Raw genomic sequence first — 20,803 nt, forward strand, 5'->3', positions numbered from 1 at the left:
AAATGTGGCAATCAAAGCGAGATTTGTGGTATTACCGGTCATGGAATGTTTCTGCACAATGGACAAATGGCTGATGGCAAAGAACAAAATAATGGTCGCCAAACTAACAATGACAAGCCAAGAGGTATAAGTCTCGTTCAAACTGCCCAACATAAAACCGATTATGGCCGTTATCGGAAATGTTCGAATACCGGCAAACCCCTGCTCATCCTTTAGCTTGTCATATTCCCTTTCCAGTCCAAGGATAAGACCTATACCCGTGCTTAGGAGTACCCCCAGAATGTAGGGGCTTAATAGCTCACTTATGTTTTGATGTGTTTGCATTATTTTTTTCTTCCCTTTGTAACCATTATCATTTCATTAATTCCCTTTACGGTCACAATACCTGTCAACTGCCCATTATCCAAGACCGCGGCAAGTTGAGAGTTATTGGACACGAGCTTTTCATACACCTGTTGTAGGGGCGTATTTGGCGCAACTATTGCGAAGTCGTTTCGCATTATATCGGACACGCGGGAATTATTTCCATATGCGGTCAACCCCTTGATCAGTTCCTTTCGTGTCAGGACACCTATTGCCTGATCGTTCTCTACGACCACAAAGCCCTGTTCCTGGGTATTCTGCAACAACTGTACTGCTTTTTCCAAGGTTTCCATGGGCGATAGTCGGGTATATTTTTGAATCAAAACGTCACTTGCGGTATATCCGATGAGTGCAGATTTCGTGCTTTCCTGTACCGCTTCGGCCCCGGCCCCCAAAAAAATGAACAGGCCGATGAACACCAGCCAAAAATTGGAAAAGAACCCTAGGAATACAAATACGATGGCCAGCAATTGTCCTACCCGTGCAGCGATGGTCGTTGCCTTGAGCTTGTCCATATTGAACGCCAAAACTGCCCTCAACACTCTTCCGCCGTCCATTGGAAAAGCCGGTATCAAATTAAAAACAGCTAGGATCACATTGGCGGCCATGATGTTGAACCAAAAATTGTCACCGCTCATATGGTCTATTTCCGAGATGGGCAACAATTGATCGGTCGAAAACAGAAAAATATAGAGAATCCCGGCAATTATGACATTTACCGCGGGGCCGGCCACGGCCACGGCCAACTCTTGGGCGGGTTTTTCGGGCATTCTATCGAGACTCGCTACCCCACCAATGGGATAGAGCGTAATATCACGTGTTGGGATACCATATTTTTTGGCCGTTAACGCATGGCCAAATTCATGCAGTACCACACAGGCAAACAAAGTTAGGATAAAGAGGGCGCCTGCCAGGCCTTCGGCCCATCCATGTCCCATTTCAAAATGCATCATGAATATCCATCCAATAATGATCCAGAAGGTCCAATGGATAAATACCTTGATTCCTGAGTAGCTTCCTATATATAAGGACCATTTTTTCATGTGTGTACGATTTTAAGGGTTTTTAATCTGTACGCCAGCATTATCACTACACCGTATCCGAACAAGCCGAGCAGGAATACAAACCTGTAACCATACAGGATGGAAATGACAATGGCAAAGATCGAGGCAGCAACACCCGCCACGCTTGATATACCTAATAAATAGGGAATGCTTTTCTTCTCTTTCAGCGAGGAGGCCGTTTTTAGCAATACTGGAAAAGGGATCCCTATAAAGAAAGACGGAAGCAGTAAAAATAAGGCTATCCAGAATTCTGATAGTTGTTTATACCATATAGGGAGCAGTACATATACGGTCAATAAGGAAACCAAAACGATCAAGGCCGAGTATACGATGAGCTTACGGGAAAGATTTTTTTTGAAAGTTCCCGTCAAAAGGCTGCCCACCCCATTGCCCAGTAAAAACGTAAAAAGCAATAATGAAAAGGACTGGGAAGGGTTGGAGAGCTTTAAGTTGAGTATTTGAAAAAGATACCCTTGTATGAGTATATATGAGAATCCCAACAAAAAGGATATAAGTGCCCAGGCTCTAAATTTTCTTTGCATGTATATAGAGGTGTTTTCTGAAAAAGAAACCGATCTCCATCCGTTCACATGGTTGACTATGAACCACCCGACGATGAACAGACCAAGCCATAAGGGGGTGGTCATGGCATCGGGTATGCCATTGTTGTAATTAAAAAAATAGGGGGAATCATCGGAAACCGGACTCAAGTTTATGGATGCGGTTTTCCAAAGTTCATCATACGCATAGGAGCCTTTGGAGATATCATACAACAGATCGTCGAACATATACCACTTATAATTTACGTTCTGTACGATGGTGTCCAAACCTTCTTGTTCGATATATGGAAAATAAAACGGCTCCTTGTCCAATCCATAATAGTGTGCGGTTTTATGTGCCTCCTCTATTGTTTTTTGTTCAAAAGGGTTCTTTTTAATGACCAATACAGGGTTCATTTCGTTGGAATAGATATAAACCTTTTTTAACGCCTCTAATTGACCTACCCCCATCCGCTCCTGTAGCTCCAAAAAGTTCGCCAACATTTTATATACCTCCTGCCTTCCGTGCATCGTAAAATAGATGGCACCGTCTTCCGTTAAACCATCCAGATAATCCGCAAGTGCCTCCATGGTAAACAGATAGTTCTCGGTAAGTCCGTAAAAATCTGTGCCCCTTGAACTTTTGGTCACCGGAATGGTCAACATAACGGCATCGTATTTTCCCTTGTTTTCGACCACAAAATTTCTTCCCTCGTTCACATGTACCTTTATGTTCTCCTTGTCATTAAAGGTTGAAGGGTTGTACTTTTTCATCAGTGCCACAAAGGAGGGGTTGACCTCTGCCGCTTCAATATATTTAAAGCCCATGAAGTATGTTGCGGCAATATCAATTCCACCACCGGGACCAATTATCAGCACGGAATCCTTTTCCTTTTCGCTTAAAAAATTCATGGCAAAAATCCCCGGAAACCCATACAGCACCCTTTTCATTTCTACGGTATCCTTGGCAAGCTCGTCAATGGAGATTACATCGGTTCCTGCCGCACCATCGATAAACATTGATTTGGACACCGTACCATCAGGATACGTGAACTTGACCAGATCGGTCTTGCCAAATGCGCTCCAACGGCTTTCCAGTTTTTCGCTTTTCAAAGCAGGGTTGGCCATCAACCGGTACAAATCCTTGGACGGGTCTTTTGCAACGGGTATATCGAAGTTCAGGGCATCCTTTGCAAATCCCATTAAAAAAATAACGACCAGCACTAAGGGGACCAGTATTTTTGAATAACGGTTCTTGACTGTTATCAACGCTATTATCAGGGCCAGCAACAGTAAGCCTATGGCTATCGCCACTACCTCTACCAAGCCAAATGCATTAAGCAAAAAAATGGAGGCGAGTGCGCCTGTGGCCGCCCCTATGAGATCTAAGGCGTATAAGGTTGACACATGCCGTTTATCCATTTCAAAAATATGGGCATAGACTATTCCGATGGCTATGAACGGAACGGTTGACAAGAGTATAAAAATGGGCAGGCCAAAATCCGTGGATGACGAAACGCCTATTTGTGAAAGGACAAGCAAAAGGGTAAAGCTTAAAAACATTGAGATTGACGGTAGTGCCATCCACCAAAGCAATGAATGATCTATCTTCTCGGAATACTTGGCATACGTTATCTGGCCAATGCCAAGACCGAGTATGGAAAAAGCAATGATAATGAGCACGAAATGAAAACTAAGAAGGTATGAGAACAGGCGTGAAAGACTTATCTCAAAGATAATAGTCGCTGCAGTCAGCAAGAAAATAATCGCTATGTTGGTTGTCGATCGTTTCATTCTATTTTTAGTTCCCGAAAATTTTTAATAGGCCCTGCAATTCATCGTTCACTTGATGCTCTTTTACCACTCGGTCAAATGGGGTCAGGCTCAGTTCGTTGTTCAAGATTCCCGCCATGACATTCTTCCTTCCGCGCAAAAGTGCCTCTACAGCAGCTGCACCAAGCCGTATGCCCAACATTCTATCAAAAGCGGATGCGTTGCCCCCGCGTTGCACATGCCCCAGTTTCGTAATGCGCAGGTCCACGTCAGGGTTTATTTCCTTTATCTTTTTGGCTGCCACCTCGGCCCCGAGTTCATCTCCTTCTGAAACGATTACGATAAAGGCCTCTTCACGATCGTAACTTCCCGCCTTTTCCAACAATTGGATAAAGTCATGTGCGCTTTCAGGGATCAAAATGGCATCCGCGCCGGTACCCAATCCAGAGTGGATGGCGATATAACCACAGTCCCTACCCATCACCTCGATCAGAAATATTCTGTTATGAGCTTCTGCGGTATCCCTGATCTTATCGATGTTTTCAATTGCGGTATTTACGGCAGAATCGAAACCGAGCGTAAAATCGGTACCGGCCAGATCGTTGTCTATGGTGCCGGGAATGCCCAAAAACGGGAGGTCACAGATTTCTGAAAATGCCAACAGACCTTTAAATGTTCCATCGCCACCTATGGCGATCAGAGCATCGACTTCATTTTTTTGAAGATTTTCCAATGCCCGCTGTCTTCCTTCTAGCGTTAAAAAACGTTTGCTTCGAGCTGTTTTTAACAGTGTTCCTCCCCGATGTACCATCTTTTGTAATTTGTGGGCGTCCAAGGGAACCAAATCGCCATCTATTAGGCCCTCATATCCTTTTCGGATACCACTTAACCTGATACCACTTTGTTCTGCTTTTTTCACAATTCCGTATAAGGCGGCATTCATCCCCGGGGAATCGCCCCCCGACGTAAAAATTGCTATGTGTTCAATAGTCTTCATACACTTGGTTCTTTATAATTTTTTTATTGAGTACCTCCCGAGAAGATTAACCAGCCCGGTTTACAATACGTCGTTTCAACTAGCGGATATTTCGTACGCCAATCCGAACGAAGAAATCACAATATTCCATTTACCCATCCCATACGTTGGATTTCCCAAAATTTCTTCGGAGGGAAGCCCTCGGACTTTTTTGCCTTTCGCTAAGTCCGTATGGTATTGTTTTATCATCATTGCCATCTTTAAAATACTCTTGGGCCACATTTTTTGCAATGATGGTCTCCTCGTCAGAATGAATTACTTTAACTAGTACCTTACCGTCCACGTCCGAAATTTTATATGAATTTTTCCTGTTTTGTTCTTCATCGAGTCCAATACCTAAAAAGTCAAGTCCCTGACAAATCCTTGACCGTATGATAGGGGCGTTTTCGCCTATGCCGCCAGAGAAAACCAGTACATCCAGTCCGCCCAAGACGGTGGTAAACGCTCCGATATATTTTCTTATCTGATAACAGAATAGGGCCACCGCTTCCGCCGCCCTTGGATCAGCATCTTCTTTCAGTAATAAATCATGTATATTGGCACTTGTTTCGGAGATTCCGAGCAAACCACCCTCATGATTGATCAAACGGTTGAACTGTTTTGCCCCCAACCGTTCTTTTTTCAGTAAATACCCTACAACACCGGGGTCTAAATCTCCGCTTCGAGTGCCCATGACCAATCCACCCGAAGGTGTAAACCCCATACTGGTATCTATGCTCTTGCCCTCTTTGACAGCGGTCAGACTCGCTTCTTCACAAAGATGTACAAGAATGACCCTTCCATTGGCTTTTTGAATACCGATCCTTTTTTTGAGTTCAATCATGAGATGGGAAAAGGACAGGCCGTGAAAGCCATACCTATGGATTCCGGTCCGTTCAAAACGCCTTGGAATAGGGAGTATCTTGGCAACCCGAGGCAAGTCTGCATGAAAGCTGGTATCGAAACAGGCCACCTGCCGTAAGGTCGGATATCGCATTGTGAACGTTTCAACAATCTCAATCTCTGCGGGAAGACGGTCGGGAATGTAGTCCGCGATCTGTTTCAGCTCGGCCAACAGGGCGGTATCGATTACTTTCGGTCCTTGATGGTTCAATCCATATGTTATCTTGTGCCCTATGTGCCCAATACGATCAGAGCCTGGCTGGTTTTTGAGCCAGCTTATTAAAAAAACAGTAGCTTGGTAAAAGCCAGGAGCGTATATCCGTGAGTTTTCCCTTTCATTGCCTTTAACGTGGGTTACCCTGAAAACCTCGTTACCGGAACCGATGTGACGGATATCGCCAAAAAGTTCCTTCACGGGATTTTCGGCCATTTCATACATAGCGAACCTAATACTCGATGGACCGGCACTGATCGTTAAAAGATTTGAATTTTGCGGATATATTTTCACTTGGTATTTTATTTATTGCCCCCGTCTTCGAAAGCACAACTTTTGTTTTCCATAAAACCGGCGGCCATCTTTTTGTATTCCTCGCCAAGGTGCTCTCCGCACCATTCAAGAAGCACTGGCTGTTCGGAACAAGTGGTATTGCGAACCGCCTTTTTCAGTTCCATCTTTAACAACCTCTTGTCGAAGCTGACTTTTTTCAATATGGTTTCGTGATATTCCAGTGTTTTCATCTGTCCGATTATTTGAAATTTGATTTAGTGCTGCCATAGTATCAAGTTATCCTCCAACGGTACGGAAACTCCTTCGTAACTGGGTACAATACGAACGGTAAAGTGATCGGTAGGCCTGTCTGTGATTACCTGTGCATAAAAGTTATGTGCCCCATCTTCCCCCATCCAATCCAATTTCATCTTGATTTTTTCGGGCGCTCCACCGTTGATCCCTTCCGCGAACAGTTCTACCTGAACATGTTTTGGGTTTATTCCATTTAACCAGATAGGTGCCTTAAAGTGATGTTTTTGGCGTTCGCTTTCGATTTGAACTTGTCCGAATTTTATGGCATCCCATTTAGCTTTGAGCTCATGGCCTGCGCCAACGATTCTTTTCCCTTTAGCCCCTTTTCTCGCTGCGCACTTTTTATAGTTGATCGCCGCTGGCAGATAATAGTCCTCCGTATATTCGCGAACCGTTCGGTTGGCTGAAAAACGGGGCGTTAGGGTCGCCATACTTTTTCGCATGCGCTCTACCCAAATTTCCGATACTCCTTTTTTGTTACGTGCGTAGAATTCGGGGACGACCTGCTGCTCCAGTATTTCATATAGTGCTGCTGCCTCGTGCGCGTCCCACGCGGGATCGTCGCCATGTTCTTGGCCATCGCCCAAGGCCCAGCCCACTTCGGGAGTATAGGCCTCGGCCCACCAACCGTCCAGTACCGATAAATTGAGGCCACCGTTCACAAGTACTTTCATACCACTGGTACCACTGGCCTCCCAGGGCCGTCTCGGGGTATTTAGCCATACATCGACACCTTGGACCAAATTTTCCGCCAACATCATGTCATAATCACTTAGAAAGAGGACATGCCTGTGCAGATTATGCTGTTGGATAAACTGCACCCATTTTCGTATCAATCCTTTTCCCGCTTCATCAAATGGCGGCGCTTTACCGGCCAGGACCAATTGTACCGGATGTTCCGGGTTGGTAAGGATTCGGACAAACCGTTCGGGATCGTGTAACAAGAGATCCGGTCTTTTGTAAGGCACAAACCGGCGGGCGAAGCCCAAGGTCAAGGTATTGGGGTCAAAAACCTGTTCTGCGGTCGTTACCACTTCCGACGGTAGGCCCGAGACTATTGCCTGTCTCTCAAACCTTTCCCTTATAAAATCGACAAGGCGATTTCTCGATCGGTTCCTAAATTCCCAGAGTTTTTCGTCGGATAGTTTCGAAATATGCGCTGAATGGTCATCGAGTTCGCCCCTCCAGCGATCCTTTCCGCAGGATTCCGTCCAGATTTCATCGGCATATTTGGAATCCCAGCATGGCATGTGCACCCCATTGGTCACATGGCCTACCGGAACTTCAGCTTCCGGCCAACGCGGGAAAAGATTGTTGAAAAGATTTCTGCTTACCTCTCCGTGCAAACGGCTAACGCCATTTACCGCCCCGCTACCACGAATGGCCAGATAGGCCATGTTAAAACTTTCCGATCGGTTATTGGCGTCCGCACGCCCCAAGGCCATCAGATCATTAAAATCCAGGTCCAATTCTTCTTTGGTATAAGCACCTAGATGGTATTCCATGGACGAGGGACTGAAATGGTCAAAACCGGCAGCAACTGCTGTATGAGTGGTAAATAGGTTGCCCGCCCGGGTTACGGCAAGCGCCTCTTCGAAAGAAGTGCCGTTCGCCTTCATAAAATCGTTGGCACGTTCCAGGACCAAAAACGCCGCATGACCTTCGTTCATATGGCAGACTTCGGGTTTTATATCCAAGGCTTTTAGTAATCTGTAGCCTCCTATACCCAATATGATCTCCTGTTTTATGCGCAGTTCGGGCCCACCCCCATACAGCTCATCGGTAATTCCACGATGAATCGGCAAGTTGGCGGCGTCGTTGCTATCCAAAAGATAGAGTCTCGCCCTTCCTACCTGTACCTGCCAGGCCCGGAGCCATATCGGGTGACCGGGCAACGATACCTTTATACGAAGCCATTCCCCGTTCGGTAAGCGTAAGGGCGTAACGGGCAATTGCCCCGGGTCGTTATAGGGGAACAGGGCATTTTGCGTGCCGTATTTATCGATTTCCTGACGGAAATAGCCTTTGGCATAAAGTAGCCCAACGGCAACAACGGGCACGCCCAGATCGCTGGCGGCTTTCAGTTGGTCTCCCGCTACATTGCCCAGGCCACCGGCATAAATAGGCAGGGCCTCGTTGAGCATATATTCCATACTGAAATAGGCAATGGTCGTAAGTGCTGCCTTCGGATGTTTTTCCTGAAACCATGAAGGAGCGGAATTCGCTTGTTCGTTTGCCTTTAATAGGCCTTTAAGTTTTTCTCGAAAAGCCGGGTCCGTCAAACGCTCCTCCAGTCGATCTCGTGAAACCGTTTGTAGAATGACCCATGGGTTTCGTGTGAATTCCCAGAGTTCCGGATCTAGTTGCTGCCATAATTCATCCGAGGCATGGTTCCATGACCACCGGATGTTCAGGGCCAGTTCAATAAGGGCATCGATTCCCTCGACGTCCGTGTGCATCAATCCGTAGAATTGATCTGTACTGTATTTTTGTTTTTTCATCTTTCTATTTCATTTTCAGATTAGTATTCATTCCTGTTCATTGTGATTTTCCGTCAAAATAATTATCTATCGCTTTCCAAACCTCAAGTGGTACCTTCAGAAAGAGCTGGTGGTCACCATCCCGTATTTCCATTAATTTTGCACGGGGAAAGGACTTTGCAAACTTTTCCACGTTGACAAAGGGTGCCACTTTATCATCGGTGCCTTGGATAAAGAGGATCTTTCGATTGATTATGTTCTTCGTAAGGGCGTAGAGATCCGTTTTTAGAATGACCTCGTCCAACGAATTGTAGTAGCTCTGCCAGGTATGCTTTTTCGAGTCCCTAAAAACGTCATCGGTCAGGTTTTTAGGCTTGAACCATTGGACAATGTATAAGGGGTGGAGCATACAGAACACTTTCCCATAGGAGCTTACGGCAAGCTTGTCAAAAAAGGAATTACTGGACATCTGTTCCAAAAATTGGTCTTTGCCTTCGAAAACGGGGAGGCCTATGACCGTAGCCCCTCTAAACCAGTCGGGGCGTTCCGCAAAGAGGGCCAAGGAAATTACCGCGCCCATGGAGTGGCCCAAGATAAGGGTGTTGCCATTATTAAAGCCCTCGTTCGTGATGATGTTCTCAAGTGCCGCAAGCTGAATTTCGAGGGTATATTCACTTTGGGGTTTTGGCGAATCGCCAAAGCCCAACAAGTCGACCAAAAGAAGCCTGTACGTTCCGGTAACTTGTTCCAAATCCTTTTTCCAATAATCTTTAGTACCTGCCATGCCATGGATCAGGATGATGTTCCTTTCGCCCTTGCCCACTATTTCATAGTTCAAGGGCATGGTATCGGGATCATATTCAGGAGCTACCACGACCATTAGGTATTGGTACCCCGCTACCGAGATGAACAATACCAGAATCACCACTACTGCCAAAAAAACCATTTTTTTTATCTTTATGTATTTCATTATCCTATCCAAATTCTTAACGAGGTTCTGTTTCCGCTACTTGTTCTTGAACATCAAAAACTCCATGGGTTTTAGCTTTACCTTGATGAAAAGGCGGCCAGCTTCTTGATCTGTATTCTTTTCTATTCTGATTTTTTTCTTGTTACCATAGATGCAGTCCATAAGACTACCCTCTTTATTGATAGCGGTATCGACCGCTATATATTCTTCTTTGGTATCCTTTGGGGAAGAATTATAGACGACAAGGATTTCGCCCTGATGCAGGATCCTTGAAAATGCCAATAGGCATTCCTTGCCATCGGGAAAATGAAAATCAACCCCGTTTTTTGAAATTTCCCTGAAATACATTCGACCGAACTTTAGAATGGACTCTTTCTGTCTTAAATGTGCCAAGACCGAAATTCGCTTGTATATCCATGAACCTTGGTTCAATACGTTGGTCTCCTTATCATCGGGATCGAACATTCCTTCCCTGATATACCGGTCATCCATACCGTTACCCTCAAAACCTTGTTCGGTACCGTAATAAATACATGGGGCGCCAAGGGCACAAATAAGAAAGCCCATGCCCGCAACAATTTGCTCGGGAGCGGCATTATGGCCGAAGCGATGCTTAAAGTCCATCCCCACCTGGTCGTGGTCATCGATATAGGTCACCAGGAATTCCCCATATTCGCCCCTGCTCAAAGCATTCTTTTGCAGTTCTGCATACCGCCGTATCAATCGGTTCGGGGATGAATTCCCCTTTATGACCTCTGCCAGAACACTGTGTAACGGATGATCTAAAATGGAATCTAGGCCGTAATATACATTCCGGTCCTTCGGCAGCATTTTGGGGCCTATATAGGGATTGCCCATCTCATCATTACCGATAATTTCGCCAAACAAAAAGAAGTTTCTTTTGCCCAAGGTGTAGGCATATTCCCTTATGTTGGAACAAAAACGGCTGATATCGCTACCCTTCATGTGTTTGACGGCATCCAATCGGAAACCGTCCACATCCGTCTCGCGTATCCAATAACAGTGTATCTTGACCAATATATCCAGTAAACTTTCGCTGGCGGGAGAACCATCGTTCCTAAATGTTTTTAACGTAAAGAAGTCGCCTTCCTGGGTCTCGGGATACGCATCGAAATTCCTGATTTGCCCTTTTCGGTTATACATTTCGGGGTCTGCCAGTTCGACTGGAAGCGGCCTGTCTTTCTCGCGCCAACCTCCTAGTGGAAAACGTTGTCCACCAGCATAGAAATAATCATAATCAAAAGGATAGGACCAATTATCCCCGGAATGGTGCAGAACGATATCCAAAAAGACCCTTATATCAAGCCCGTGTGCCTTGTCCACCAATTGTTCCAGTTCTTCCTTGGTGCCCCAGCGTTTGTCCACGTCCATATAGTTCTGGATCGCATAGCCATGGTAGGATCCCGGGTTATTTTCAAACACGGGACTTAACCAGATAGCCGTACAGCCCAAATTTTTGATGTAATCGATATTGTCCATAATGCCTTTGAGGGTGCCCCCAAAAGGCTTTTGCAACTGGTCTTCGTTCCCGAAACCGGCATGCCTGAAGTCGAAATTCTTCGAATGTCGTTTATTGCTATCATGAAACCGGTCGACCATCATAAAATAAATGATCTCCTCCCGCCATTCCCTGTGACAGTTTACCCAGTACGCCTTGCCCGGTTTCGGGGAAAGATCTATTTTGCTAATTGATTTTATCATTATCCGTTTCTTTTAATAATTAAACAGTTGAATATTCCGTAGTTGTTTTTACATCGCTCTCTTTGGTTCCCCCTGGCTTATTTCCATAAAACCTATCGAATACCATGCAGGCCGTTAGGTCTCCGGTAACGTTGATCGCAGAGCGGAACATCCCGAGCAAGCGCTCGACCCCGATGATGATGATGATTCCTTCGGCGGGAATTCCTGCACTGGATAGTACAGAGGCCAAAATCACCACGCCACCACCCGGTATGGCCGGGGTTCCAATGGAAGCGGCGACTATGGTAACTACGACAACGATGACATTGAGAAGGCCCATTTCAAGGCCATAGGCCTGTGCTATGAACAAGGTCGTTATGGTCTGATAGAGGGCCGTCCCGTCCATATTCACGGTAGTCCCGATGGGGATTATGAAATTGCTGATGGAGGCATCCACCTTAAGTTCTTCCTCCGCTGTCTTTAGCGATAAGGGCATTACCGCGGCAGAGCTTGTTGTTGAGAACGCCAAAAGCTGTACATCCGTGATCTTTCGCAAAAATTTAAAAGGGTTGCTCTGGCCAAGTATGCTGACCAGCATGATGTAAATGCCGAGCAATATGAGCAATCCCATCAGTACCACGAGCACATAAAATCCCAGACCCGTTAAGGAGTTCAGGCCAACGCTCGACGTAAGCTGTGCCATTAGACCGAATACGGCGACCGGAACCAATAACATGGCCCATTTGACCACCGTCATACAGATTTCCTGTATGGCCCCTAAGAGCAATTTTACAGGTTTGAGCAGGTCGTCGGTCAGCGACAATACGGCGACCCCTATGATAATGGTAAAAATGACGATGCTCAACATTTCGCCACTTACCATGGAGGCCAATGGGTTTTCGGGCAGTAAATTGGTTATGGCATTCGGAATATCGTTTATTCCAAAGGATAGTTCCGAACTTTTGGCAGCGTCGGCCAATGCATTTGTATGATCGACTTCCGCCTGTTGGTGCAGATATTTTCCGGGGGAAAAGATCAGTGCAAGTACGGTGCCTATGGTTACCGATATAATTGTTGTCGATATGAAATATAAGAGTACGCCACCACCCAACCTTTTCAAGTTATCCTTATCGTTACTAGCGATACCTGTAATGATGGAAGCCACGATCAAGGGAATCATGATCATTTGCACCAGTTTCAGGAAGAGCATACCCGGCAGGGCCAGCCAATTTCCTAGAACATCGGCTGTGCTTTTGGTGATCCAACCGTTTTGGGGGCTTAACAACAGGCCGACCCCGACACCGAGGAACAAGGCAATTATAACCTTGAGCCACAGCCTATTTTCTACCAGTTTACGCAGGTAGTGGTTTAGGGATTTTAATGACTTTATTTCCGTATCGAGCATGCTTATATCTGTATTATGCCACTGTGATTCTTTTCTCAATGTAAACGCCCTGGACCGCATGTATCAATTCCACCCCTTCCTTAAAAGGCCTTTGAAAGGCCTTCCTTCCCAAAATAAGCCCGGACCCTCCAGCTCGTTTGTTTACGATAGCCGTTGTGATGGCCTCGGTCATATCGGACGCCCCTTTGGAACCCCCGCCAGAATTAATCAATCCAATTTTGCCCATAAAGCAATTGGCGACCTGTAAACGGCACAAATCGATGGGGTGTTCCGTTGTCAGGGTTTTGTACATGGCATCGTCATACTTCCCAAATTGAAGGTCTTTAAAGCCAAAATTTGTTGTGGGCAATTTTTGTTTGATGATGTCCGCCTGTATTGTTACTCCAAGGTGGTTCGCCTGCCCTGTTAGATCCGCGGCGGTGTGATAGTCCTGTTTATCCGTTTTGAAAGCATCGTTGCGGGTGTAGCACCACAAGATTGTGGCCATACCGAGGCTATGGGCCTCGGCAAAGGCTTCCGCAATCTCTTTCAACTGTCGATTACTTTCCTTGGATCCAAAATAGATGGTCGCCCCAATAGCAACCGCGCCCATTTCCCAAGCTTCCTTGACTTTCCCAAAAAGGTTTTGGTCATAGGCATTGGGATAGGACAGGAGCTCATTGTGGTTGATCTTCACAATAAAGGGGATTTTATGGGCATATTTACGGGCATAGAGACCCAGCGCACCGAAGGTCGATGCCACCCCGTTACAACCCGCACCGATGGCCAGTTTTATAATGTTTTCCGGATCAAAATAATCGGGATTCTTATAAAAGGAAAAAGCGGCACTATGCTCAATCCCCTGGTCTACGGGAAGTATGCTTAAATACCCTGTATCCTTTAGATTGCCATGCCCGTACAATTGGGCAAGGCTTCGAAGCGTTTGTGGGCTTCGATTACTATTGACAAAAACTTTGGAGACAAAATCAGCATCAGGCAATTGTAGTTCATCCTTGGTGATCTTTTCGCTTACGTGGTCCAGATAGAAGGAAGCTTTGTCCCCTAATTGTTCCACTATATTTTCGTATGTTTTCATGTGTTTATTTTTTTGTTTTTCAACGGCCATATGTAACATCCATATAATCATTTCGTTGTGTGACAAAATTTTTGGTCATAGATGTTTCATTGTCCTTTTTTATCCGATTCCTAAACTTTCATTGGTCTTTTCGATGGATTTGTGCGCATCGGTCTCAATACCAGTAAGGGCCCGAATGGCGTCGATGGTCTCGGGGATTACGATCGCTTGATTGTCCACCACGTAGGCATAAAAAAGTTCATCGCCCACAACCTTGAGCATATCTTCCCAAAGTGCCACCTCGTACATGTCGCCCCATGGTCTGCCCATGTCCAAAAACATTTCCTTGATCGTGTTGTTGGAGACCAAGCCTTGGTCATAGTGTATCAATTTGATACGGCTCGAAGTTTTAAAGGCGTTGAGCACTTCTTCTTTAGATGCTTCTTTCTTTAGCTTCACGTTCCAATAATGCATATGGCTCAGGGTTTCGGGCACTTTTACCGCCGAGGTGATCACATCCAAATCCGGGTCGACACTTTGCGCATCGGGCCCTTGATGACTTGGGATGTCCTTTTCGGGCACCATGGTGTTCATTATACCTCCTAAATGGCTTTCCCATGGGTCGGTAGCCCTTCTTAATAATGTTCCCCGTGCATAATCCAATAAATCTGCCCTTTTTAAAGCGGTCAATGTTCTCAAGATTGATGTGGTATTACAGGAAACCACCCTTGTAGCATCAAGATTTACAGCGGATTTGTAATTGTTTTCCGCACTAAAGGAATGTCCTGTGGTCTGGTGCTTTTCGCCACCTTGAACAATGAACTTAATACCTTGTTTTTTATAGACCTCTACGTTCTTTGCCGCTATATTCTTCGGAGTGCAATCGACCACGAGGTCCACTTTGTCCAAAAGGTCCTGCAAGTTGCCCTTTACCGAAATGCCGGAAGCCTTCATTTGCTTTTCGGCATCGGTGGTGGCCGCATAGATATCATATTCCTTTCGCACGGCGTTCTGTATGCGCCAATCGTTGATGACATCGCAAACCCCGATAAGGTCCATATCATCTTGTACGTTGATGGCATCGGCCACTCTTTTTCCGATGACGCCGTATCCTACTAATGCTACATTTTTCATTTTTTTCATTTTAATTAATAATTACACTTTTTTGTTTTACGCCTATTTAAAGCCATTATCCCAAAGAATCGCCTTTATCGCTTAATTTTGGCATAAGGGCCTGTTATACTTTATGCTATTGTTCTTATCACTTTTTTGCTGATGGATCTGGACCTTAAAAAATATTTGCCCGCCTCTACCAATAAAGGCCTGAATTTTCCGGCACCGATCAAGGTGTACAAGATTTTGTTGTGCCTATTTTGCAACTTGATCAATTCATCGATTTCTTTACTGTGATACCTATTGTCCAGGATCATTTTCCCTATTTCCCCACCGCTAACAAGGGCCTGGTAAATGCCTTCGCCCGTCAACCTTGAAGCAAACCCGCCGGCATCACCTGCCAGATATATATTCCCTTCAAACCGATACCCTTTAAAATCCCCGTTTATTGGGAATGCCTCATATTTTCCGTCGCTTACGTCGATATGGTGTGTTTTGAGCCAAGCGGAAAAATTTTTTGTCAACCGTTTGGATGAAATTACTTTTGGGTTGCCCATACAACCGACCGATACAGAATTGTTGTGCGGAAAAATCCAGGCGTACCAGGCCGAAAACGATTGGGAATCAAAATAAACTTCCAGATCCTGATATTTGGTTTCGTTAATAATATACTGCATGGCGATTTCCGCCTTCCCTGAAGGCAATTTTAGGTACCTTCGTACCAACGAACTGGCCCCATCTGCCCCGACCAAATGGGCATAGCCTATTTTCCGGCCGTTCAGGACTACATATTCCTTTGTGATCCTTGAGACGGCACAGGCTGTCCTTACCTCGATATTGTCAAATTTCCCCAGTTGTTTCAATTGCCATTGCCCCAGTTCCTTGCGGTCTATGGTATAGGTAAAGTCCTCGTCATCTTTCAGATAGAACAGTTTGTTTTTGTGGTTCAGGTGGATTTTGTTGAAATTATATTCTATCAATTCGTCGGGAAGGTTCAAATTTTCTATGCTTTTGCCCGTTAAACCGCCCGCACAGACTTTGGGACCGACCACGTCGTTTCTTTCGGCAACCAATACCCTCAATGGGGTACCGCCGAGCTGTTTGGCACAATTCAGGCCTGCGGGCCCCGCCCCAACGATGATCACATCATATTTTTCCATATCCATATCCACTTTATTCACTTATCTGAATTTCATATTGGATTTTGATCAGCCACATCAGGAACCGCCAGATTTTTTTGGTTCGTTATCCGTGACGTTCCCGGCAACCCTATAGTTTCCCACTTTTGCCAAAGCGGACTGCAATTGTGCATTGCTTATTTCATGGTCCGTTTGTATATCCGCCTGTGGCGGGACCAGACTTACCGTTGCCGTTTTTACCCCTGCTACCTGCTTCAGGGCTTTTTCAACGGTTTGGGTGCACCCTCCGCAAGTCATTCCTTTAATTGCTACTTGTTGTTGCATAATCTTGACTTTTTAAATATTAATAATTCATTTTCTTGTTTTCATTTTGGTGTTCTTTATGTATTAGGATGTAAAGCCCAAATAACATCCACTATCGATTTCCAAATTTGTTACCGGGCATATCATATATATACTGCCGTGTTAAGGGCAATTGGTTATTGGCCCCTTTTGATAATAGTATTTGATGGACATCTATCTTGGCACAATGGAATGCCGAGGCGCAGGCGTTAAGGTAGAGCCGCCACATTCGTATAAACTTGGTGTCGAACATGGTCTCGATTTTATCCATGTTGCCCTCAAAGCGTTCTGCCCAATGCATAAGCGTTTTCATATAGTGTAGCCTTAAACTTTCTATATCAATGGTATGGAACCCCAGATCTGCGGCTAGGTACAGTTCTTCCCTCAACGATGGTATGTACCCGCCCGGAAAGATGTACTTTGCAATAAACCCATTAACTTCCGTTTCCAACATATTCGTAATATTGTGCAATAAAAACAGGCCGGTTTCGTGCAGTACGGCGTTCACGTTTTTTAAATAGAGGGGCAAATTGGCCTTCCCTACGTGTTCGGCCATACCCACACTGACCACACGGTCGAACTTGAGGCCGGTTTTTTCCAGATCCCTATAGTCCATTAATTTTACGGCCACCAGGACCTGCAGGCCTTCGTCCTTGATCCGTTCTTGGGCTTTTTTTAGCTGCTCTTTGCTTAGCGTAATGCCCAGCACCCTTACTCTGTATTTCTTTGCAGCTTCGATGGCCAGGAATCCCCAACCACAGCCAATGTCCAATAAGGTTTGCCCTTCCCTAAGGTTGAGCTTTTTCAGTATATGGTGTATCTTGTTCATTTGCGCATCGTACAAGTTGTCCGATCCCGTTTTAAAATAGGCACAGGAATAGCTCATGGTCGGGTCCAGCCATAGTGCATAAAAATCGTTGCCTATATCATAATGATGGGCAATGTCGCGTTCCGATTTCCTTTTTCCAGCAGGGCTGCATTTCCCCAACATGCCCAATAATTTGCTTTCGTTCAAGAAGCTCTTATTACGGCGCATGATACTTTCCACGATTTCCTGTAGATTGCCTACCAGCTCGATATCACCGGTCATATAGGCTTCGCCCAAGGCGGTGCTGGGGTCGGCAAACAATTCTTTCTTGCCGGGAAAGTTATGGATGATGATTTTGAATTTGGATTCCCCTTCCCCGATCTCATGGGTTTCCCCATCCCAGAACACAAGCGTGAATGTTTGGTCGCTTATGTTTTTCAAAAAGGTTTTTATAAGTACCTTGTCTATTGTTTTGGTCAGTGTCGTCATATTTTTTGCCTATTTACTCGATAATCGAGATTTAAATGCTCCGAGGCTTGCCTCGATATGTTAAGTCGTTTCCTTACGAATGCCTCGTGGGCTTGCCCCGAGGTTGTTTACTTTTAGCAACTTTTTACCGCTTCTGTGTAATAATAGAGTACCCATTACCCCTGCTATCATCGAAGCGAATAGGATGCTTACCTTGGCCGTAAATATTAGGGACTCGTCCGTGAAAGCCAATTCATTTATAAACAATGACATTGTAAAGCCTATTCCTCCAAGAAAGGCCACACCATAAATCATGTTCCAATTCACGTTTTCCGGTAGTTTGGCCAGTTTAAATGCGACCAGCAGTCGTGAAAAAGCGGTAATACCGATAAATTTTCCAAAAATCAGACCTAGACCAATCCCCAAACTAACGGGACTGGATAGTACTTTCAACAAATCTCCATGAAGATGTATTCCGGCATTTGCCAAAGCGAACAAGGGAAGAATGACGAAGCTCACTATTGGGTTTAAAGTCCTTTCCAATTTTTGAAGGGGAGTCTCCGCCTCAGAACTTATAGTCTTGATATCCTCCAATATCTCCAATTGCGTTTTTGAGATAAGTGTTCCCTTTATAGACTTGGTTTCTTGAAATCTCTTATGCAAACGGTCTAAACGCTCTAAAAAGGTATTCTCCTTAATTTTTACCCTACCAGGAATGGCAAATGCCGTCAGAATCCCGGCAATGGTTGGATGTACCCCTGAAAAAAAGAAGGCCAGCCAAACACCACCGATACCAATGATGGCATAGAACCAAGTGCTTCTCACTCCAGCATAATTGCCTATAATCAAAGCTCCGAAGAACAATAGCCCATGCAGTAAATCCATCTCGGATATACCGGAAGTATAAAATAGGGCAATGACCAAGACGCCTCCCAAATCATCCACTATCGCCAACGTAATAAGAAAAACCCTTAAAGAGGCTGGCAGTCTTTTGCCGACAAGGGCCAGGACCCCTAGAGAAAAGGCAATATCCGTGGCCATGGGAATGCCCCAACCATTAGAAGCTTCGCCCGAGCTATTGAACATAAAATAAACAAGGGCAGGAAGTACCATGCCACCTATAGCTGCACCAATAGGTAGCACCGCATCCTTTGGGGATGAAAGTTTACCACCGATTATTTCACGTTTCAGCTCCAGACCTACTTGTAGAAAGAAGAGGGCCATCAAACCATCGTTGATCCATAACAGCAGTGGCTCCGATAGCTGAAGACTGCCAACGGTAAAGGCAATATCAGTTTGCATTAAGTCGATATAATATTCCTTCCACGGCGAATTGGCCCAGACCATTGCGACGACGACCGTGATAAAGAGAACAACACCACTGTTATTGAGTTCTTTGGCCGTGCTGCCGAAGAATTTAATAATGCTGTTATTTGTATGGTGTTTAGACATCAATACTGGATTTTTTTGTGTTTACATCCTTTTCCAAATGATTTTCGGAATTATCCTTTGTTTGAGTTTTCGCAGTAGTATTAAGTTTGAAATTCCTAATAATTACCCTATTGCTCTTTTCATAGGAAAAATAGCTTACGGCCCAATTGAAACCGACCAATAACTTGTTTCGAAACCCACTAATGGATAACAGGTGTACGACCGACCACAGCAACCAGGCAAAATAGCCGGCAAACTTTAGTTTACCTAAATCTGCAACAGCCTTGCGCTTACCAACGGTAGCCAAAGAACCCTTGTCCTTATAGCTAAATAACCCTATTGGTTTATCATTGATGATCCCCATCAATGTGCAGGCAAGGTATTTTCCCTGTTGGATGGCCGCCTGTGCTACCTGTGGGTGGCCTTTTGGGGTCTCTTCGGAAATCAGGGCGGCAATATCCCCGATGGCATAAATGTTTTCTTGACCGTCTACTTTCAAATAAGCATCGGTTTTTAAGCGATTTCCCTTCACTACATGCCTCTCATCGATACCCTTTGGGAAGTCCCCTTTTACACCTGCCGTCCAAATTAAGTTCTTGGCCAAAATCGTCTTCCCACTTTTGGTTTGTACGATCCTACCATCATAATTGCTAACGGACTCTTTCAGCAATACTTTCACGTTTAGATTTTCCAAATAGGTTAGGGTTTTTGAAGAAGCTTTGTCGGACATCGCCACAAGTAGTTCGTCCATAGCTTCTACCAAATAAATGTTCATTATGGAGGAAGGGTACTCGGGATAGTCCTTTGGAAGGATGTATTTGCAAAACTCCGCCAAGGCACCTGCCATTTCCACTCCGGCGGGGCCGCCGCCCACAATCACAAAATTCGTGAGGGCATCGCGTTCCTCATCATCGCATGTAATCGCGGCCTGCTCCAAGTTTTGCAGCATCATGTGGCGGATATTTAGGGAATCTCGGATATCCTTCATGCCCAAACTATTTCTTTCCACTTCTTCCATACCAAAGAAGTTGGTCTTTGTTCCCGTTGCCAAGACCAGATAATCGTAGGTAAGGTTGCCTTTGTCCGTTATGACAGTATTGGTGGAGGCTTGAATTTCCTTTACCTCGGCCAGCCTGAAGCTCACATTCTTATATCCCTTAATTTGTTTTCTAAAAGGGAACACAATACTATCGGGTTCGAGGCCGCTAGTGGCTACCTGATAAAATAAGGGTTGGAATTGATGAAAGTTGTTGCGGTCGATCAGTACCACCTGAACATCTTTATTTTTCAGCCCTTCCACCAATGCCAGACCGGCAAAGCCCCCTCCAACTATGACTACCCGTGGCAACCTAGAATTTGGCAAGCAGATTACTTCCGTTACTTTGCATGTATGATCGTCGATACCGTTTAACATTTGATTCTGTTTCATTCAC

General features: G+C 45.2%; 17 protein-coding genes. All 17 read right to left on the reverse strand.

The genetic code is table 11. The annotated features are described in order from the left end of the window. The coding region (locus D2V05_RS14045; protein WP_235855466.1) for an MgtC/SapB family protein at positions 1-324 on the reverse strand (324 nt) is incomplete at its 3' end. Then, entirely contained in the window at positions 324-1,406 is a 1,083-nt protein-coding gene (locus D2V05_RS14050; RefSeq protein ID WP_119648261.1) for a site-2 protease family protein, read from the reverse strand. The genes D2V05_RS14050 and D2V05_RS14045, both read right to left, overlap by 1 nt. Continuing rightward, complete coding sequence (locus D2V05_RS14055; RefSeq protein WP_147378285.1) at positions 1,403-3,760, reverse strand: hypothetical protein; 2,358 nt, start codon at positions 3,758-3,760, stop codon at positions 1,403-1,405. Before D2V05_RS14055 ends, D2V05_RS14050 begins: the two co-directional genes overlap by 4 nt. A 7-nt stretch (positions 3,761-3,767) precedes the next feature. Continuing rightward, on the reverse strand, positions 3,768-4,736 hold the full coding sequence (locus D2V05_RS14060; RefSeq protein WP_119648263.1) for a 6-phosphofructokinase: 969 nt from the start codon (positions 4,734-4,736) through the stop codon (positions 3,768-3,770). Positions 4,737-4,866: 130 nt separating this feature from the next. Beyond that, complete coding sequence (locus tag D2V05_RS14065; RefSeq protein WP_205791668.1) at positions 4,867-6,165, reverse strand: acetate/propionate family kinase; 1,299 nt, start codon at positions 6,163-6,165, stop codon at positions 4,867-4,869. An 8-nt stretch (positions 6,166-6,173) separates the two neighbouring features. Then, positions 6,174-6,395 carry a hypothetical protein gene (locus D2V05_RS14070; RefSeq protein ID WP_119648264.1) on the reverse strand — a complete coding sequence of 74 codons (222 nt, stop codon included), beginning with the start codon at positions 6,393-6,395 and terminating at the stop codon, positions 6,174-6,176. A 24-nt stretch (positions 6,396-6,419) separates the two neighbouring features. Beyond that, entirely contained in the window at positions 6,420-8,960 is a 2,541-nt protein-coding gene (gene glgP, locus D2V05_RS14075) for an alpha-glucan family phosphorylase (RefSeq protein WP_119648265.1), read from the reverse strand. Positions 8,961-8,997: 37 nt separating this feature from the next. Beyond that, positions 8,998-9,909 carry an alpha/beta fold hydrolase gene (locus D2V05_RS14080; protein ID WP_235855467.1) on the reverse strand — a complete coding sequence of 304 codons (912 nt, stop codon included), beginning with the start codon at positions 9,907-9,909 and terminating at the stop codon, positions 8,998-9,000. 36 nt (positions 9,910-9,945) lie between these two features. Further along, positions 9,946-11,631 (reverse strand): alpha-amylase family glycosyl hydrolase, encoded by a 1,686-nt coding sequence (locus tag D2V05_RS14085; RefSeq protein WP_119648266.1) that lies wholly within the window; start codon positions 11,629-11,631, stop codon positions 9,946-9,948. A 19-nt stretch (positions 11,632-11,650) separates the two neighbouring features. After that, positions 11,651-13,015, reverse strand: coding sequence for a dicarboxylate/amino acid:cation symporter (locus tag D2V05_RS14090; protein ID WP_119648267.1), 1,365 nt, complete (start codon positions 13,013-13,015; stop codon positions 11,651-11,653). Positions 13,016-13,028: 13 nt separating this feature from the next. Continuing rightward, entirely contained in the window at positions 13,029-14,090 is a 1,062-nt protein-coding gene (locus D2V05_RS14095) for a class I fructose-bisphosphate aldolase (protein ID WP_119648604.1), read from the reverse strand. Between the two features lie 99 nt (positions 14,091-14,189). Then, positions 14,190-15,203 carry a type II glyceraldehyde-3-phosphate dehydrogenase gene (locus D2V05_RS14100; protein WP_119648605.1) on the reverse strand — a complete coding sequence of 338 codons (1,014 nt, stop codon included), beginning with the start codon at positions 15,201-15,203 and terminating at the stop codon, positions 14,190-14,192. A 110-nt stretch (positions 15,204-15,313) separates the two neighbouring features. Beyond that, complete coding sequence (locus tag D2V05_RS14105; protein WP_147378286.1) at positions 15,314-16,363, reverse strand: FAD-dependent oxidoreductase; 1,050 nt, start codon at positions 16,361-16,363, stop codon at positions 15,314-15,316. 36 nt (positions 16,364-16,399) lie between these two features. Next, the gene (locus tag D2V05_RS14110; protein ID WP_119648269.1) at positions 16,400-16,645 is read right to left on the reverse strand and encodes a heavy-metal-associated domain-containing protein; all 246 of its coding nucleotides are present in this window, start codon (positions 16,643-16,645) and stop codon (positions 16,400-16,402) included. A gap of 91 nt (positions 16,646-16,736) precedes the next feature. Continuing rightward, a complete protein-coding gene (locus tag D2V05_RS14115) occupies positions 16,737-17,960 on the reverse strand; it encodes an SAM-dependent methyltransferase (RefSeq protein ID WP_119648270.1) in 1,224 nt (407 codons plus the stop codon). Between the two features lie 60 nt (positions 17,961-18,020). Next, the gene (gene nhaA, locus D2V05_RS14120) at positions 18,021-19,391 is read right to left on the reverse strand and encodes a Na+/H+ antiporter NhaA (protein WP_119648271.1); all 1,371 of its coding nucleotides are present in this window, start codon (positions 19,389-19,391) and stop codon (positions 18,021-18,023) included. Further along, positions 19,384-20,799: an NAD(P)/FAD-dependent oxidoreductase gene (locus tag D2V05_RS14125; RefSeq protein WP_119648272.1), complete on the reverse strand. Its 1,416-nt coding sequence runs from the start codon at positions 20,797-20,799 to the stop codon at positions 19,384-19,386. Before D2V05_RS14125 ends, nhaA begins: the two co-directional genes overlap by 8 nt. Between the last annotated feature and the right edge of the window lie 4 nt (positions 20,800-20,803).

Origin of the sequence: Flagellimonas pelagia, from assembly GCF_003584135.1 — a bacterium.
GTDB classification, from domain to species: Bacteria; Bacteroidota; Bacteroidia; order Flavobacteriales; family Flavobacteriaceae; genus Flagellimonas; species Flagellimonas pelagia.

Bases quoted from the DNA above. Each gene is read 5' to 3' on its own strand.
- D2V05_RS14050 (WP_119648261.1), bottom strand. From the start codon at position 1,406: ATGAAAAAATGGTCCTTATATATAGGAAGCTACTCAGGAATCAAGGTA.
- D2V05_RS14055 (WP_147378285.1), bottom strand. From the start codon at position 3,760: ATGAAACGATCGACAACCAACATAGCGATTATTTTCTTGCTGACTGCA.
- D2V05_RS14060 (WP_119648263.1), bottom strand. From the start codon at position 4,736: ATGAAGACTATTGAACACATAGCAATTTTTACGTCGGGGGGCGATTCC.
- D2V05_RS14070 (WP_119648264.1), bottom strand. From the start codon at position 6,395: ATGAAAACACTGGAATATCACGAAACCATATTGAAAAAAGTCAGCTTC.
- glgP (WP_119648265.1), bottom strand. From the start codon at position 8,960: ATGAAAAAACAAAAATACAGTACAGATCAATTCTACGGATTGATGCAC.
- D2V05_RS14080 (WP_235855467.1), bottom strand. From the start codon at position 9,909: ATGAAATACATAAAGATAAAAAAAATGGTTTTTTTGGCAGTAGTGGTG.
- D2V05_RS14085 (WP_119648266.1), bottom strand. From the start codon at position 11,631: ATGATAAAATCAATTAGCAAAATAGATCTTTCCCCGAAACCGGGCAAG.
- D2V05_RS14090 (WP_119648267.1), bottom strand. From the start codon at position 13,015: ATGCTCGATACGGAAATAAAGTCATTAAAATCCCTAAACCACTACCTG.
- D2V05_RS14095 (WP_119648604.1), bottom strand. From the start codon at position 14,090: ATGAAAACATACGAAAATATAGTGGAACAATTAGGGGACAAAGCTTCC.
- D2V05_RS14100 (WP_119648605.1), bottom strand. From the start codon at position 15,203: ATGAAAAATGTAGCATTAGTAGGATACGGCGTCATCGGAAAAAGAGTG.
- D2V05_RS14110 (WP_119648269.1), bottom strand. From the start codon at position 16,645: ATGCAACAACAAGTAGCAATTAAAGGAATGACTTGCGGAGGGTGCACC.
- D2V05_RS14115 (WP_119648270.1), bottom strand. From the start codon at position 17,960: ATGACGACACTGACCAAAACAATAGACAAGGTACTTATAAAAACCTTT.
- nhaA (WP_119648271.1), bottom strand. From the start codon at position 19,391: ATGTCTAAACACCATACAAATAACAGCATTATTAAATTCTTCGGCAGC.
- D2V05_RS14125 (WP_119648272.1), bottom strand. From the start codon at position 20,799: ATGAAACAGAATCAAATGTTAAACGGTATCGACGATCATACATGCAAA.